This window comes from Duganella sp. Dugasp56, assembly GCF_047304105.1.
GTDB classification, from domain to species: Bacteria; Pseudomonadota; Gammaproteobacteria; order Burkholderiales; family Burkholderiaceae_D; genus Rugamonas; species Rugamonas hordei.
Genome location: NZ_JBGLYQ010000020.1, coordinates 99,999 through 114,946, shown reverse-complemented (window position 1 = coordinate 114,946; position 14,948 = coordinate 99,999). Strand labels below are relative to the sequence as shown.

Here is a 14,948-nt window from a genome sequence, read left to right as displayed (position 1 = left end):
CTGTTCCTTATTTCTGGACTATGTATTCGGCCGACGCCATGGCTAGATAAATCGCCATTTTTACGCGGTAAGCTTTCAGCTTGGCGATCAGGTCGGCGTTGTTCGTGGTCGGGGCGGGCAGCGGGATCAGATTGAGCGTATTCTGTATCTGCGCACGCAGCGTGGGCGACATGGCGCCATTGAGCAGCAGCAGGTCGACATGGTCTACCAGTTGGCTCGGCGTTGCGGCTAGCGACAGGGCGAAGCTGTAGTCCGCCTTGATGTCGAAGCCGGTACCGACGCCATAATTCAGCGCGTTCTGCATGAAGTTCAGGTAACCGGTGACAGTAGGTTCGCCGACGATCTGCATTTCCGGCGCCACCAGTCCTGCCGTGGCGATCGCGGTGTTGGGCGGCGTATAGCCGGGACGATAAAAATTGAAAACATTGGGCGAGCGCATCGGAGCCTCTCCCAGTCCGTTGATCGGGTCGTCCAGATTACCCAAGGGATAGCGTCCGGAATCCGAGGTGGCGTTAAATGCGCGGAGCCAGTTCGCCATGCGGAGTATGGGTTCGCGTATCTTGTTGGTGGTGACCGGGGTGGTACCGGTTGCCTCGGGATCCAGCAGCACCGCCTTGATGACGGCCTTCATGTCGCCGCGGACGCCCTGGCCGTTGTTGTCGAATGCTTCAGCCACCCGTCGTACATAATCGGGGCTGGGATTGCTGGTGGTGAGGCGTTGGATCAACTGTCGGCCGAAAAACGGGCCGACGTTAGGATGTTGGAACAAGGTGTCCAACGCAAGCGCTAGGTCGGCCTCGCCAGTGGTTGGGCCGCTGATGCTAACGCCGAGAAAATGCTTGTCGGAGCTGGAATGGTAAGTCGGATAGTTTTGCATCGGCATCACTTCCCAGTTCGGATCCTTGATCGTACCCATGAAGCGGCTGCCCAGCTTGTCTGGTCCTCCAGCGGCCCAGCCGGTAAACACCTTGGCCAGGCCTGCCACGTCTTCATGGGTATAGGTTTCAACCGGCTTGCCGCTTTGCAGCTTCCGACTGCCATCGGGATTCAGTTCATACAGGCCGATGGTAAACAATTGCATGATTTCCCGGGCAAAGTTCTCATCGGGCTGGTGATTGCCATTTTCCTTCTGATTGCGGAAGTGGGAGAGATAAATCCCCATTGCCGGGTGCAGACTGACTCCTTCCAGCAGCGTGCGGAAATTCCCGAAGGCGTTGTCCGCCAACAGATCGTAGTAGTCGCCGACGCAACGTGGACGTCCACCGAGATTGGCTTCCTGGAACGATACGACGAAAATCTCCGAGAGTGCGAAGGCGATGCGTTGTCGCAACTGGTCATCGGCTTTGACGGCCTGCGTCCAGAATTTTTCCTGGAAGTTGGTTTGGGTGGGCGCGGTGTATTGATCCAGGTAGGTCAGGTAACGCGCCTGCGGGGCGTTGAACTGGGTGTTGATCCAAGCTTCCGCCGTGCCGCCCGTCAGGCTGGCTACCGATGCACTGGTCGGGCCGAAGGTGGCTTGCGCCAGCAAGCGCGAAGCCATCGGTGGTGTCAATGGCGCCGGCTCTGCGGCGCCTGCCTGGGTTGTTATTGTGACGAGTACTGCAAAGTAGGCCGCACTGGTTACAGTTCTGAAGGTTGCTTGCATTTCTTTTCCCTTTGGGCAATAGATGGAAATAATTGTAATATTTTTATTGCAATTAAAATTAATTTTTTATAATTTATTTTTTTTGCAATGGAATGCGCGCTGCGGTAACCGTTCTGTGGGAGCGTCATTGGGGTAGAAATAAAAGCAAGAATTATGGTGTTTTTAACGCAATTTCTATTGTTTTTATTGAAGCACTCGTCTTGCTGCGCTGTGTCATTGCTTTGGGGAAGCTTTTTCAACAAGGAATACGCCTTATTCTGTTGAATTTTCTACCGTTTCCCTATCATGGCGGTTATCATTCCGTTATCACGGATGTCAGTAAGCTGGCGTTGACAACCTTGCTTGCTGTGTCGCAGCATTTCTCTGGCGCTGTCGGCGTGGCGCCTCATTTTGCCGCCACGACGTTCTTAACCATCGATTTCTTCCTTTTCTCTGACTTATTGACATGCAAATGGATAAACCGTTTTCTAATCTGATCTTGGGCGGCGGTGATGTTCCCAAGCGCCGTCGTCTGCTGTACCGCGTTGCCAAAGCTGCACCTCAGGTGTTGTTGGAATACATTAAGGACTTTTCCAGATACCTGAAGTTTTCTGGCACGTTGGATGGCACCCCGGAGGCAAATCTGCTGGCGCGCATTACTGCGACTTACCACAATATTGAAAAGGGACTGTCGTTGCCCGAGCCGCGATTGGGGTTTGGCAAGGAAAACCTGACAAATCTGATCCTGGCGATCCAGAAATACCAGCGCCTATATGGCCCCAGTCATCCTATCCTGATGTCGGCACGTGATGTGCTTGCTACATATGCGGTCTACCATGAAAACCACCACTTTCCAGATTATCCTTGCAAGACTGAAATCCAGAAGTTAATCGCGGCGGTGCCGGCAGCCGAGACTGGCGCCCAGATGGGCGGCACCCGCTTGGTCAAGCGCGAGGAAATCATGCGGTCGGTGGCACCGGTCTCCGAGGAATTCTTCATGCAACGCCACAGCATCCGCGCCTTCAGTGACCGTGAAGTGGATATCGCCGATATCGAGGCGGCTATCCGCGTCGCGCAGAAGTCGCCGGTGGTGTGCAATCGGCAGTCGGGTTCGGTCCATGTGATCGCCGATCCGGAACTGGTGCAGGCCGCGCTGAACCTGCAAATGGGCGCGCGCGGCTTCTCCCAGGCTGTCAACAAGCTGCTGGTGGTGACCGTCGATCTGCGCAATTTCTGGCAGGCGGGTGAGCGCAACCAAGGCTGGATGGACGGCGGTATGTTCGCCATGTCGCTGATCTATGGTCTGCATTTGCGTGGACTTGGCTCGTGCTGTCTGAACTGGAGCAAGACCAACAGCCAGACCCAAGTCATGCGCGAGCTGTTGGGGCTGGAGTCGTGGGAGTCGATTATCATGCTGATCGCGGTTGGCCATATTCCTGACGAGGTTGTCGTGCCGTTCTCCAGCAGGAAAAATCCGTTGCTGGTGACGCGCGTGATTCAGCACTGGAAAAAGAAACAACCGGACTGACATGAAGACAATATTCGCAACTTCCTCGATGTTTGCCCGAATATTGAGTCAGACGCTGGTATTCCTATTGATAGGTAAAGTACTGGGTCCGGTCGAACTGGGCCAGTTCTCGCTGTTCATGGTGTACGCCAGCCTGATCGGCCTGGTGGCGGATTATGGTTGTTCCAACCCGGCGCTGCGCGAAATGTCGGTAGATGTGCCAGGCGCGACAGGCATCATGAACGACTATCTGGTATTTCGCATCGGCATGGGAATAGTGTGCTACGGCCTCGGTGGACTGGGCCTGTATTTTGGCGGCCTGGTCACGATGGCAGACTTCAACCTGTTTCTGCTGATTAGCTTGGCGTCATTTGTTGCGATGCAAACTGACTTTATTTTGCTGATCTTCCGCGCCACCACGCGTTACAATGAAGAGACAGTCACATCCGTCTGCACCTCGCTGTTCCACCTGCTGCTGGTCGGCTCAGTATGCTTTCTGGCGCCGCGCATCGTTCCGGTAACGCTGGCTTTCCTGATTTCACGGCTATTTGCGATGGCCTTCACGGTATTCATGGCGCGCCGTAAAGCTGCCATTTTCAGTTACCCGTCCGGCCGCATTGTCGTGGCGTTGAAAACGGTACCCGCGATGTTGCGTAAGCGTACATGGTATGCCGCCGACAGCTTTATCACGGCAGCGTTTAACCAGATCGACACTCTGCTGGTAGGGCACTTGCTTGGGCTGCACGCTCTGGGCAATTACCAGATCGGTGCCAAGGTTCTACAGATGAGCCTATCGATTGTGCAGATCGCTTCCAGCGTCTACATCCCGGTGCTTTCGCGCGCGATTCATCAGACGCACCCAGTCCGCGTCGTCATGCAGATGATCTTGTCGTTGGCCGCCGTGGGTGCCGCCGGGGCATGCAGCATTTACTGGATCATGCCGCATCTGGTCAACCTGTATATGGGTACCCAGTTCGCCGACGCCAATCTGCTGTGGGGGGGCATAGCGCTGGCGGTGTTCATCCGTTGCCTGGCTGCCGGTTTCGGCATTCTGTTGGTGGCGCTGGATAAGCCGGGCATCCGCACTTTCGTGCAGATCGGTATCATCTCCAGTCTTGTAGTGCTGGCGTGGGTGTTAGTGCCGGCATACGGCCTATGGGGCATGGGATACGCGGTGGCCGGCTCGTTGGGCGTGGGTCTGGTTATCTACGTCGTCGCGGTGCTGAAGTTGGCACCTGCTTTATTTTCATTGCGCAAATTGCGGGCGGTGAAACTGTCCTGATTGTGACCGGCCTCCACTACTTTCCGGTAGTGGAGGCCGCTGGGCTTAGCCCATGAAGCCGAGGTTTTTGACGGCAAAATTGCCGATGTTCGGGAATACGGCCGCCAACTGCGTGGCCGATACGCCAAACCACAAGGCCAGCGTTGCGCCGTACTGATCCACTGACGTGGTGGGGAGCAGTGAACCTGACCCCACATCCAGCGCGTGGTCAACGCCCGTGACCGGGAAGCTGCCGTAAATATCCTTGCCTTTGACTGCGCCGCCTACGATGAAGTGGTGCGAGCCCCAGCCATGGTCGGTACCGTTGCCGTTAGAGGTGAAGGTGCGGCCAAAGTCCGACGCAGTAAACAGCGTCACCTGCTTCCGCATATCGGCGCCCTGCAGCGCCGCCATTGTCGTGTTGAAGTAAGCGATGGCATGGTCGAGCCGCGCCATCAAGTCGGCATGCGCGGTCTTTTGCTGCGCGTGGGTGTCAAAACCGCTCATGCTCACATAAAACACTTGTCGTTTCACACCCAAGGCGTCACGGCCGGCGATCACGCGCGCCACCGCCTGCAACTGCAGCGCCAGCGGATTTGGCGTCGACATGCCGGTGTTGGGATTGATGTAGTTCGTCGGATTGGGAATGCCGCCAGCGCCGGCCGGCGCCATGGCGTTGGTCAGCGTCGCTTGCGCGGTGATGGCGCGGCTGGCCACGGCGGCATGATCGTTCTGGAATTTGTCGCTGCCTTGCCCGGTAATGATGGCGCGCAGCGGGTTAGCGCCAGGCAACGTGCCGAACAAGGATGTGTTCAGGTTGAGGATCCCAGGCAGACCGGTAGGCGCTATTTGCAATTGCCGTGTTTGTTTGCCCGCCAGAAATACTGCGTTGCCGGATATCGAAATGCAGCCGAAGGTCGAGTTGCTGTTGGCGGAGCCCACGACATCGCCCATACGTCCACCCCAGCCCGAGATTGCACCCTCCGGGCTGCTCGATTGCCAAATTGATTGCTGATCGTTGTGCGAAAACAGTTTTGGAGGCAGCGCTACCGAGCCCGCCTTGTACTGGGTCAGCGTGGTAGGCTGTACCAAGGTGCCGACGTTGGCGATGATGGCGGCGTTGCCGACGTCGAACAGGGATTTCACGGTCGTCAATCCCGGATGCAGGGCGAAAGTGCGGCCCTGATCGTTGAGAGGTGCGATCGGCAGGATTCCCCCAGCAGCGCCGAGGCCGGGCAACGCGATCGAATTGCCGTCGGTAGTGACGCGCAGTCGCTGATATTCGTTCCACGAGGTGCTGTCGGTAGCCAGCACGGTGTTGAAACCGTCATTGCCGCCGGCCATATAGAGGCAGACCAGGGCCTTGTAGTCGCTGGCGGTTTGCGCGGCGGCCGAGCTCATCGCTGCCAGATTCACGGTAAAGGGGGCTGCGGCGCCACCGGCCAGCGCGGCCATCGAACCGAGGAAGTTGCGGCGAGAAAAATTGTGCTTGCTCATGTCGACTCCTTATTTCTGTACGATATATTCGGGCGAGGCCATGGCAAGGAAAACAGCCATGTAGACGCGGTAGTTTGCCAGCCGTGTCACCAGTGCGGCATTGCTGCTGGTCGCTACCGGGCGCTCGATGGAGCTGACGGCGGCGATGATTTGTGAACGCAGGGTGGATGACATGTTGCCGTTCAGCAGCAGCAGGTTAATGCGGTCCACCAGTTTGCCCGGATTGTCGATCAATACCAGCTCATTCTGATAGTTGGGTTTAACGTCCAGGTTGGTTCCCACACCGCTGGAGACGGCATTCTGCATGAAGTTGAGATAACCGATCAGACTGGGTTCAGCGACGATCTGCATCTCCGGGGCCACCATGCCGGCGTCGGCCAGTTGGGACTCAGGTGGTACATAGCCAGGGCGGTAGAAGTTGAACACGGACGGCGAACGCAGCGGGGACTGTGCCAGGCCATAGATGGGATCATACAGGCTAGGAATCAGATAGCGAGCTGAGGCGGAGGTGGCGTTGAATGCGCGCATCCAGTTAGCCAGGCGGATCAGCGGTTCGCGTACTTTTTCAGCGCCGGCGCTCAAATCGCGCGCTTCGCTATCCATCAGGACCGCGCGGATCACCGCTTTCATGTCGCCGCGTACGCCAGAGCCGTTATCGGCAAAAGCAGCAGCCACGCGGCTGATGTAGGCAGGGCTGGGGTTGCTGGTAACCAGGCGCTGGATGAGTTCGCGACCGATGAACGGGCCAACATTGGGATGGTTAAACAAGGTGTCGAGTGCGACTTTCAGGTCGGCTTCGCCTGTGGTCGTGCCCTGAATTGTTTTGCCAAGGAAGGTTTTCTCCGACGTCGAGTGGAAAGCCGGATACATGACCATTGGCTTGATTTCCCAATCCGGGTCCTTGATCGTGCCGATGAAGCGGCTGGCGAGTTTGTCGGTATTGGAGAAGCTCCAGCCCGTAAATACTTTGGCCATGCCCATGACGTCGTCATGGGTGTAGGTTTCGACTGCCTTGCCGTTGACAATCACTTGGCTGCCGTCCTGGTTCAGCTTGTACAAGCCAATGGACATGAGTTGCATGATTTCGCGCGCGAAGTTTTCGTCTGGCAGGCGATTGCCCGACTCTTTTTGGTTGTGGATGCTGGACAGATAAACGCCCATCATCGGATGAAGGGCAACCGATTCCAGCAGTTGGCGGTAATTGCCGAAGGCGTTTTTGCCCAGCATATCGTAGTAATCAGCCATGCCGCGCGTGTGCTCGGCCAAGGTTGCGTCTTCAAACGACACGACAAAGATTTGTGACAGTGCAAAAACCACGCGCTGGCGCAACTGGTCGTTGCCTTCCATTACACGTTTCCAGAAAAACTCATTGAACTGCGCTTGGGCGGCGGGGGAGCCCGCCGCTGCCAAGGTTTCGATATACGAACGATAGGTGGGCGCCGGAATGAAATTGAGCTGAGCTTCCAGCCATGCCGACGGGCCGCTGGCGACCACCGAATTAATCAGCCCCATGTTCGGGCCGAAAGAGGCTTGAGCAAGGAAGCGCGAAGCCATTTCCGGCGTCGTAACCATGCTGTCGCCGCTGGTGGTCAGGCTGGCCAGTAGCTGGCTGCCACCACTCAATACGCGGCTGCTGCCGGTAGTGCTGCTGGTAACGATCTCGGCGCTGGTAACCGTACCGTTGTTAACGCCAACGCCGTTGCTGGCGCTCCCGCCGCCGCATGCGGTAAGGACTGCAAACGACGTTGCGGCGATCATCGTTCGGATAGTAGCGGAATTCATTGCGGTTGTCCTCGAAAGGTTGAATCGATGATGAATTGTAGCCCCGTGGAAAGTATTTCCACACGGGAATTCAAATTTATTTGCTCATCATTTGAGCAATGTTTACGACTAACTATTTTTCCGGCCGAAATTAGACGAAGTTCGCCACAAATTAAGCGAACTTTTCTAAAAGAAAACTAAGATGGTTTATTTGAAATGTCAGATTTCGACAACGGAAAATTAACTGTTGGACACAGTTTTTTCACAGGGGAAGGGATTTTTTTGTGACGATTCCAATCTGATAATTGCGCGTAGATGCGTTGAAATTGGCAGATATTGAGGTTTTTATATGGGAGTTGCCAAAAACATCTTGGCTTATAGGAGCGACAGGATAGTACCATGCAATTTAACATTTTTGCTCGCCCGAAATTGTAACAAGGGAGGAGCGTCAGATGCGTCAGGCGGGAAAACGGGGTGTGGAAAAGGCTGGAGGGGGGCTGGGGGATGGTGTCACCAACAGGAATCGAACCTGTATCAAGGTCTTAGGAGGACCCCATTCTATCCGTTGAACTATGGTGACACGCGCGCGACCGCCAGGTGGGGCGCAGCGAGCGGCTATCATATCGGCTTTTGGCGGGGAAAGGAAGCAACCGCCTTGTCGGACACATAAGAAGTCGTGGCCGGCGCCCCGTCTGCCAGTACAATACTGGCTTCATTCACCTATCGACGGTGCGGCCGCCTTCGGGCGTGGCGTTGTCGAGTACCTCTCTTTCTATCATGGCTGTCATAACTCTATCCTCGGCGCAACTGGCGTTTGGGCACGTCGCGCTGCTCGACCACGCGGAATTTTCACTGGAAACCGGCGAGCGCGTCGGATTGATTGGCCGCAACGGCACCGGCAAGTCGTCGCTGCTGAAGATCATTTCCGGCCGCTTCAAGCTGGACGACGGGCTGCTGGTGATGCAGCAGGGGCTGAAGATCGCCTACGTCGAGCAGGAGCCGGTGTTCGATCCGGAAATGACGGTGTTCGACGCGGTCGCTTCCGGCATGGGCGATCTGCAGGACCTGCTCAAGGAATACGACGCGCTGACTTCCCAGTTCGGCCAGGGCAATGACGACGCCGTCATGGAGCGCATGCACGACGTCCAGGTCTTGCTGGACGCGGCCGATGCCTGGAGCCTGCCGAACAAGGTTGAAACCGTGCTGGACCGGCTGAACCTGACCGGCGACATGCTGATGAAGACACTGTCCGGCGGGATGCAAAAGCGTGTGGCCCTGGCGCGCGCGCTGGTCTCGGCGCCGGACGTGCTGCTGCTCGATGAACCGACCAACCACCTGGACTTCACCTCCATCATGTGGCTGGAAGGCTTGCTGCGCGACTTTAAGGGCAGTGTGCTGTTCATTACCCATGATCGTTCCTTCCTGGATAACGTCGCCACCCGCATCATCGAGCTCGATCGTGGCCGCTTGCTGTCGTTCCCGGGTAACTTTACCGCCTACCAGGTGCGCAAGGCCGAGCAGCTGGAAAACGAGGAAGTGGAAAACGCCAAGTTCGACAAGGTGCTGGCGCAGGAGGAGGTGTGGATACGCCGGGGCGTCAAGGCCCGCCGCGTGCGCGACGAGGGTCGCGTGCGGCGCCTGGAGGCGCTGCGTCTGCAGCGCGCCGCCCGCCGCGAGCAGCAGGGCCAGGTCAAGCTGGAGGTGTCGTCGGGCGAGCGTTCCGGCAAGATCGTGGCGGAACTGGAAAACGTTAGCAAGAAATTCGGCGACCGCGTCATCGTCAGCAACTTCACCGGCACCATCCTGCGCGGCGACAAGGTCGGCTTGATCGGCGCCAATGGCGCCGGCAAGACCACGCTGCTGAAAATGATCCTGGGCGAATTGCAGCCGGACGGCGGCGTCGCCAAGCTGGGCACCAAGCTGCAGGTGGCGTACTTCGACCAGATGCGCACCCAGCTCAACGAGGAAGCCAACCTGATGGAAACCATCGCCCCGGGCAGCGACTGGGTCGAGATCAACGGCGCGCGCAAGCACGTCATGAGCTACCTGAACGATTTCCTGTTCGCGCCCGAGCGCGCACGCTCGCCGGTCAAGTCGCTGTCCGGCGGCGAGCGCAACCGCCTGCTGCTGGCGCGCCTGTTCGCCAAGCCGGCCAACTGCCTGGTGCTCGATGAGCCGACCAACGACCTGGACATCGAGACGCTGGAACTGCTGGAAGAATTGCTGGAAGAGTACCAGGGCACCGTGTTCCTGGTCAGCCACGACCGTACCTTCCTCGACAACGTGGTGACACAGGTGATCGTGGCCGAAGGCGAGGGCAACTGGCGTGAATTCGTCGGCGGCTACAGCGACTGGGAGCGCATGCGTCCAGCCCAGCAGGCGCTGGCGGCCAAAGCCCCCGTCAAGCCGGCGCCCGCCGCGGCGTCGGCTGCTGCGTCGCAGCAAAATTCGATTGCAAAGCAGAAAAAGCTCAGTTATAAAGAGCAGCGGGAACTTGATGAATTGCCAAAGTTGATTGCCGCGCTAGAGGATGAGCAGGCGGTGCTGGCCGGGCAGCTGTCGGATCCGGACTTTTACAAGAAGACCCCGGCCGAAGCCAAGCGCCTGAACGCGCGCGTGGCGGAGATCGAGGACGAACTGCTGTCGGCGCTGGAAAAATGGGAGGCGATCGAAGCGCGCGCCAAGGCTTAACTTTCTTATGAGATAGTTTGCATGGGTAATGTCAATGTTTGAGCGCGCCGCGCTGGTGCGCATCCTGCCGTTCGCGCTGTACATGTTTTTCCTCTTTATCTCCGACATGCTGGGACGGCTCGGTTACGGGCCGTACGCGCTGCGCTGGCTGTACGGTGTCAAGATAGCCTGCGTGCTGACGTTGTTGTGGCTGTTTCGCCGGGATTACATCGAACTGGCGCGGCCGCAGTGGCGCTGGACGGCGGTGGCTGGCGCGGTGTCGGCGGGCATTGTGGTATTTTTGTTATGGATATGGCTGGATGCGTCGTGGATGGTGATGGGCAGCTCGGCCGGTTTCGATCCCCGCGTGCAGGGCCGGATTGATTATCCGCTTGCGGCGGTGCGCCTGGCCGGCGCGGCGCTGGTGGTGCCGGTGATGGAAGAACTGTTCTGGCGTTCCTACCTGATGCGCTGGCTGGACAACAAAAAATTCCTGTCGGTCAATCCGGCTGGTGTAAAACTTTCTACAACTGTTGTCACGGTGATATTATTTGGGTTGGAGCACAATTTATGGTTTGCCGGCGTGGTGGCCGGCGCTGTTTACAGCGTGTTGTACATGCGTGGCCGCAGCCTGTGGTCGCCCATCCTGGCACACGCGGTGACCAATGGACTGCTGGGCGTTTGGGTGTTGGCCACGGCCAACTGGACCTACTGGTAGCGTGTTTTCTAGCAACAGATTTTTAAGACAAAACAACCAATGTCGATCTATTTGAAATTCTCTCCCGGCAGCCGTGGCTGCCTTGCATTGCAACCCTCCGCCTTGGTGGCTTGGACTTTGGTCGTGGGTGCCGCGTTCAGTTCGCCCGCCCAGGCCGCGCTCAGCGACACGATTCACCCGTTCGCCGCGATTGGCTATACCCATGACGACAACCTGCTGCGCCTGGAAGATGGCCAGCAGGTGGACGGCATGCGCAGCGACAACGTGCGCCAGCTTCAAGCCGGCTTCACGTTCGAGCGCCCGGTCGGCCGCCAGATGTTCGTCGGCTCGGCCAAGGCCAGCCGCGTCAGTTTCGACCACTTCAGCCAGCTGGACTACAGCGGCGAGGATCTGCAGGCCACGTGGAACTGGGTGTTGGGCAACCAGCTGACCGGTCACCTGGGCGCGACGTACTCGCAGACCATCGCGCCGTTCTCGGATTTTCACACCAACCAGCGCAACCTGAAGACGCAGAAGCACGGCTTCTACGACATCAATTGGCTGTTCCAACCGCACTGGCAGGTCCATGCGGGCTACATCAAGGACACCTTCGACTACGATCTGGCCTCGCAGCGCTTCAACAACCGCACAGAAAAAGCCACCGACGCCGGCTTCGACTTCCTGGCCGGCACCGGCAGCACGGTCGGCCTGGTGGCGCGCCGCCTGACCGGCAACTATCCGGACGCGGTGCGCCAGGGCACCTTCGTCCAGGAGTCGGGTTACACCCAGGACGAGCTCAAGCTCAAGGTGCTGTGGCGCGTCAGCGATGTCACCCAGCTGCAGTTCCTCGGCGGCCGCGTCAAGCGCCGGCACGAGCAGAGCGTCGAGCACGATTCCAGCGGCACCAACGCGCGCGTGACGGCGCAGTGGGCGCCGCGCGAACGCTTGCGTTTCAACGCGGCCGCCTGGCGCGAGTTCACCGCGGTCGAGTCGAGCGTGCTGAATTATGCGCTGGGCAAGGGTGCCAGCGTCAGCGCCGCCTGGGACGTGTCGGCCAAGATCCGCCTCGACGCGCAACTGCGCAGAGAGAAACGCGACTTCACCGGCCTGATCGCCTCCGTGCTGCCGGTTAGTTACAACGACAAGACCAGCGCAGCCAGCGTGGGCGCCACTTACGCGCCGACGCAAAGCAGCCAGCTCGGTGTCACGTACGCGCATGACAAGCGCGACCCCAGCAACCGCCTGTTCAGCAGTGGCTACCGCTCCAGCAGCGTGTCGCTAAACGCCAGCATCCAGTTTTGAGCCGCACGATGAATATTAGTGATCTTCCCCTGGTAGCTTTTTTTCAGCGCGTGCTGGATCCCCTGATCATCATGGGCAGCCTGTACCTGTGCTCGGCCGCCGTCGGCGCGCCATTCAACGGTTATATGTTGATTTTGATGGTGCTGGCGTTCTATGTGTCCACCTCGGTGTACGCCTATGTCGATCCTTATCGCAACTGGCGGCGCGGCCACATGTTGGGCTATGTGCGCGGCGTGCTGGTGGGCTGGGCCATCATTGCCGCCATCCTGTTGCTGTTAGGTAAATGCAGTGGCCTGATCTCGCTGTACGACCGTAAGGCAGTCACCGCCTGGCTCCTGGTGACGCCGCTGGCCTTGCTGGTGAACTACGTCGCCACTTGGTGGACCGGCAACGGCCGCCGCGCCAGCGAGGTGCGCTCGGTGGTGATCGTCGGTGCCAACGACCTGGGCCTGCGGTTTGCCGAGAAGATTGAGAACCAGGCGGGGCACCTGATGCAGGTGCGCGGCTTCTTCGACGACCGCATGGAATTGCGTCGTCCGCCGGGCTTGCGCCACGAAATGTTGGGGAAAATGGATGACGTCGCGCAATACGTGCGCGCCCATAACGTCAAGATGATATATATTAGCCAGCCGATTTCTGCGCAGCCGCGCATCCGCAAGTTGATCGATGAACTGCAGGACACCACCGCTTCGGTATATTTCTTGCCGGATATCTATGTCTTCGACCTGATGCAGGCCCGTTTCGACAGCGTAGCGGGCATGCCGGTGATCGCCATCTGCGAGACGCCTTTCACCGGCTTCAACAGCATGGTCAAGCGTGTCAGTGACATCGTACTGGCACTTGCCATCCAGATTATGTTGCTGCCAATCATGCTGGTGATCGCGTTGTTGGTGAAGCTGGGGTCGCCCGGTCCAGTGATCTTCCGTCAGCGCCGCTACGGGCTGTATGGCGAAGAGATCATCGTCTACAAGTTCCGTTCGATGACGGTGACCGAGGACGGCGACAAGGTGGTGCAGGCGAGGAAGGGCGATCAACGGGTGACGCCGATCGGTGCCTTCCTGCGCAAGAGTTCCCTGGACGAGTTACCGCAATTCATCAACGTACTGCAGGGGCGGATGAGTATTGTGGGGCCGCGCCCGCACGCGGTAGCGCACAACGAGCAGTACCGGAAGCTGATCAAGGGTTATATGCTGCGCCACAAGGTCAAGCCCGGCATCACCGGCTGGGCCCAGGTCAACGGCCTGCGCGGCGAGACGGAAACGCTGGACAAGATGGAGGCGCGCATCCAATACGACCTGGATTATTTGCGCAGCTGGTCGCTGTGGCTGGATATCTGGATTATCCTGTGCACGGTTAAAGTGGTATTGAAGCGCGAAAACGCGTTTTAACGACAAGGTGTCGCACTGCAGCAAAAAACGTGTTAAGAATGTCAAGAGTGTTTATAATATTGACAGGTATAATTGTTGCGGGCATACTTTTTGGCCGCGGTTGCGTAGTGCTGGCGCAGCCCTTGATTTTTAGAAGGTTGGACAGGCGTGGCTTGCAGGAGTCTGGGTGCCGCCGGATGGCCGGAGGCTCCAGCAGTTTTATGTGCAATTGCAACATGTCTGCCATTTACATGGTTTTATTGAAGGAATGACTTTGAATCACTTAAACAGCATGTACCGACAACGGCTCGCTTGCGCGGTGCTGGTATTGATCGCCGCCGCCGGCCTGAGCGCCTGCGGGGACAAATCCAAGAAGCCTGGTCAGACGCTGGCCAGCGTGAATGGCAACGAAATCACCGTATTGCAACTGAACGAGGAACTGCAGCGTTCCGGCGTTGCGCCGGCCCAGCAGGAAGCGGCCAGCAAGCAGTTGCTGGAAGCGTTGATCGATCGTCAGCTGCTGCAGGAGCAGGCGGAAAAAGATAAGACCGACCGCGATCCAAAAGTGGTGCAGGCAATTGAGCGCGCCAAGTCGCTGATCCTGGCCCAGGCTTATATGCAAAAGCGCATAGGCAATGTCGCCAAGCCCAGCCGTACCGAGGTTGAAGAGTACTTCCAGAAAAATCCTGGATTCTTTTCCGGTCGTAAGCAGTTCGACATGCGTGAGCTGGTGCTGGCCACGGCCGACGTCGACGCTCCGCTGAAGGCTGCCATGGACGCCTCCAAGTCGCTGGAGGAAGTGGCTGCATGGATGGACGCGCACAAGGTGCGTTACAGCCGCGCCCAGCTCACCCGCACCAGCGCCGACCTGCCGCCCGAGCTGTCCAGCAAGCTGCTGGCCCTGCCCAAGGGCCAGTTATTCATCATCAAGGAAGGCGCGCGCAGCCTGCTGATTTCGATCGCCGAGATCAAGGACGCGCCGGTGACGCTGGACATGGCGGCGCCGCAGATCGAGCAATTCCTGGTCAACAAGCGCACCAAGGAAGCCACCGACGCCGAACTGGCGCGTCTGCGGGCCGGCGCCAAGATCGAATATCTGAACAAGTCCGCAGCGCCCAAGGCTGCCGAACAGGGCGCTGCCCCAGCTCCGGCGGCGGTAGCCGCACCGGCGGCGGCTGCGCCGGCGGCCAGTTCGTCGGAGGCGAACGACCGCGGTGTGGCCGGCTTGAAATAAGCGTGCAAATTTAATTCTTCACGAACAG

At 58.3% G+C, this 14,948-nt stretch carries 11 protein-coding genes and 1 tRNA gene; 8 read left to right on the top strand and 4 right to left on the bottom strand.

Annotated elements, in window-relative coordinates; all coding sequences use genetic code 11:
• Positions 1-7 precede the first annotated feature (7 nt).
• Complete coding sequence (locus ACCD07_RS15890) at positions 8-1,645, bottom strand: DUF1800 domain-containing protein (protein WP_353404232.1); 1,638 nt, start codon at positions 1,643-1,645, stop codon at positions 8-10.
• Positions 1,646-1,737: 92 nt separating this feature from the next.
• On the opposite strand from ACCD07_RS15890, the gene ACCD07_RS15885 reads away from it, so the two are divergent.
• From ACCD07_RS15885 to ACCD07_RS15875, 3 genes are read left to right on the top strand one after another with little or no spacing between them, the layout of a single operon-like run.
• Entirely contained in the window at positions 1,738-2,121 is a 384-nt protein-coding gene (locus ACCD07_RS15885) for a hypothetical protein (protein WP_353404233.1), read from the top strand.
• The gene (locus tag ACCD07_RS15880; protein ID WP_353404234.1) at positions 2,097-3,152 is read left to right on the top strand and encodes a nitroreductase family protein; all 1,056 of its coding nucleotides are present in this window, start codon (positions 2,097-2,099) and stop codon (positions 3,150-3,152) included. The genes ACCD07_RS15885 and ACCD07_RS15880 overlap by 25 nt, the downstream gene beginning before the upstream one ends.
• A gap of 1 nt (position 3,153) precedes the next feature.
• Positions 3,154-4,413: an oligosaccharide flippase family protein gene (locus ACCD07_RS15875; RefSeq protein ID WP_353404235.1), complete on the top strand. Its 1,260-nt coding sequence runs from the start codon at positions 3,154-3,156 to the stop codon at positions 4,411-4,413.
• Positions 4,414-4,458: 45 nt separating this feature from the next.
• Here ACCD07_RS15875 and ACCD07_RS15870 read toward each other — a convergent pair whose 3' ends face one another.
• From ACCD07_RS15870 to ACCD07_RS15860, 3 genes are all read right to left on the bottom strand, one after another.
• On the bottom strand, positions 4,459-5,889 hold the full coding sequence (locus ACCD07_RS15870) for a DUF1501 domain-containing protein (RefSeq protein ID WP_353404236.1): 1,431 nt from the start codon (positions 5,887-5,889) through the stop codon (positions 4,459-4,461).
• Between the two features lie 9 nt (positions 5,890-5,898).
• Positions 5,899-7,671: a DUF1800 domain-containing protein gene (locus ACCD07_RS15865; protein WP_353404237.1), complete on the bottom strand. Its 1,773-nt coding sequence runs from the start codon at positions 7,669-7,671 to the stop codon at positions 5,899-5,901.
• Positions 7,672-8,155: 484 nt separating this feature from the next.
• Positions 8,156-8,230: transfer RNA gene (locus ACCD07_RS15860), tRNA-Arg, on the bottom strand.
• A 197-nt stretch (positions 8,231-8,427) separates the two neighbouring features.
• Here ACCD07_RS15860 and ACCD07_RS15855 point away from each other — a divergent pair.
• The 5 genes from ACCD07_RS15855 to ACCD07_RS15835 all read left to right on the top strand — a co-directional run bounded on the left by ACCD07_RS15855 (position 8,428) and on the right by ACCD07_RS15835 (position 14,920).
• A complete protein-coding gene (locus tag ACCD07_RS15855; RefSeq protein WP_353404238.1) occupies positions 8,428-10,341 on the top strand; it encodes an ATP-binding cassette domain-containing protein in 1,914 nt (637 codons plus the stop codon).
• Positions 10,342-10,375: 34 nt separating this feature from the next.
• Entirely contained in the window at positions 10,376-11,038 is a 663-nt protein-coding gene (locus tag ACCD07_RS15850; RefSeq protein ID WP_413447893.1) for a CAAX prenyl protease-related protein, read from the top strand.
• 123 nt (positions 11,039-11,161) lie between these two features.
• Positions 11,162-12,319 carry an XrtB/PEP-CTERM-associated polysaccharide biosynthesis outer membrane protein EpsL gene (gene epsL, locus ACCD07_RS15845; protein ID WP_353404240.1) on the top strand — a complete coding sequence of 386 codons (1,158 nt, stop codon included), beginning with the start codon at positions 11,162-11,164 and terminating at the stop codon, positions 12,317-12,319.
• Between the two features lie 8 nt (positions 12,320-12,327).
• Positions 12,328-13,707 carry an undecaprenyl-phosphate glucose phosphotransferase gene (locus ACCD07_RS15840; protein ID WP_413447892.1) on the top strand — a complete coding sequence of 460 codons (1,380 nt, stop codon included), beginning with the start codon at positions 12,328-12,330 and terminating at the stop codon, positions 13,705-13,707.
• Between the two features lie 247 nt (positions 13,708-13,954).
• A complete protein-coding gene (locus tag ACCD07_RS15835; protein WP_413447891.1) occupies positions 13,955-14,920 on the top strand; it encodes an EpsD family peptidyl-prolyl cis-trans isomerase in 966 nt (321 codons plus the stop codon).
• Positions 14,921-14,948: the final 28 nt, after the last annotated feature.

Coding starts and splice junctions, on each gene's coding strand:
- ACCD07_RS15890 (WP_353404232.1), bottom strand. CDS start 1,645: ATGCAAGCAACCTTCAGAACTGTAACCAGTGCGGCCTACTTTGCAGTA.
- ACCD07_RS15885 (WP_353404233.1), top strand. CDS start 1,738: ATGCGCGCTGCGGTAACCGTTCTGTGGGAGCGTCATTGGGGTAGAAAT.
- ACCD07_RS15880 (WP_353404234.1), top strand. CDS start 2,097: ATGGATAAACCGTTTTCTAATCTGATCTTGGGCGGCGGTGATGTTCCC.
- ACCD07_RS15875 (WP_353404235.1), top strand. CDS start 3,154: ATGAAGACAATATTCGCAACTTCCTCGATGTTTGCCCGAATATTGAGT.
- ACCD07_RS15870 (WP_353404236.1), bottom strand. CDS start 5,889: ATGAGCAAGCACAATTTTTCTCGCCGCAACTTCCTCGGTTCGATGGCC.
- ACCD07_RS15865 (WP_353404237.1), bottom strand. CDS start 7,671: ATGAATTCCGCTACTATCCGAACGATGATCGCCGCAACGTCGTTTGCA.
- ACCD07_RS15855 (WP_353404238.1), top strand. CDS start 8,428: ATGGCTGTCATAACTCTATCCTCGGCGCAACTGGCGTTTGGGCACGTC.
- ACCD07_RS15850 (WP_413447893.1), top strand. CDS start 10,376: ATGTTTGAGCGCGCCGCGCTGGTGCGCATCCTGCCGTTCGCGCTGTAC.
- ACCD07_RS15840 (WP_413447892.1), top strand. CDS start 12,328: ATGAATATTAGTGATCTTCCCCTGGTAGCTTTTTTTCAGCGCGTGCTG.
- ACCD07_RS15835 (WP_413447891.1), top strand. CDS start 13,955: ATGACTTTGAATCACTTAAACAGCATGTACCGACAACGGCTCGCTTGC.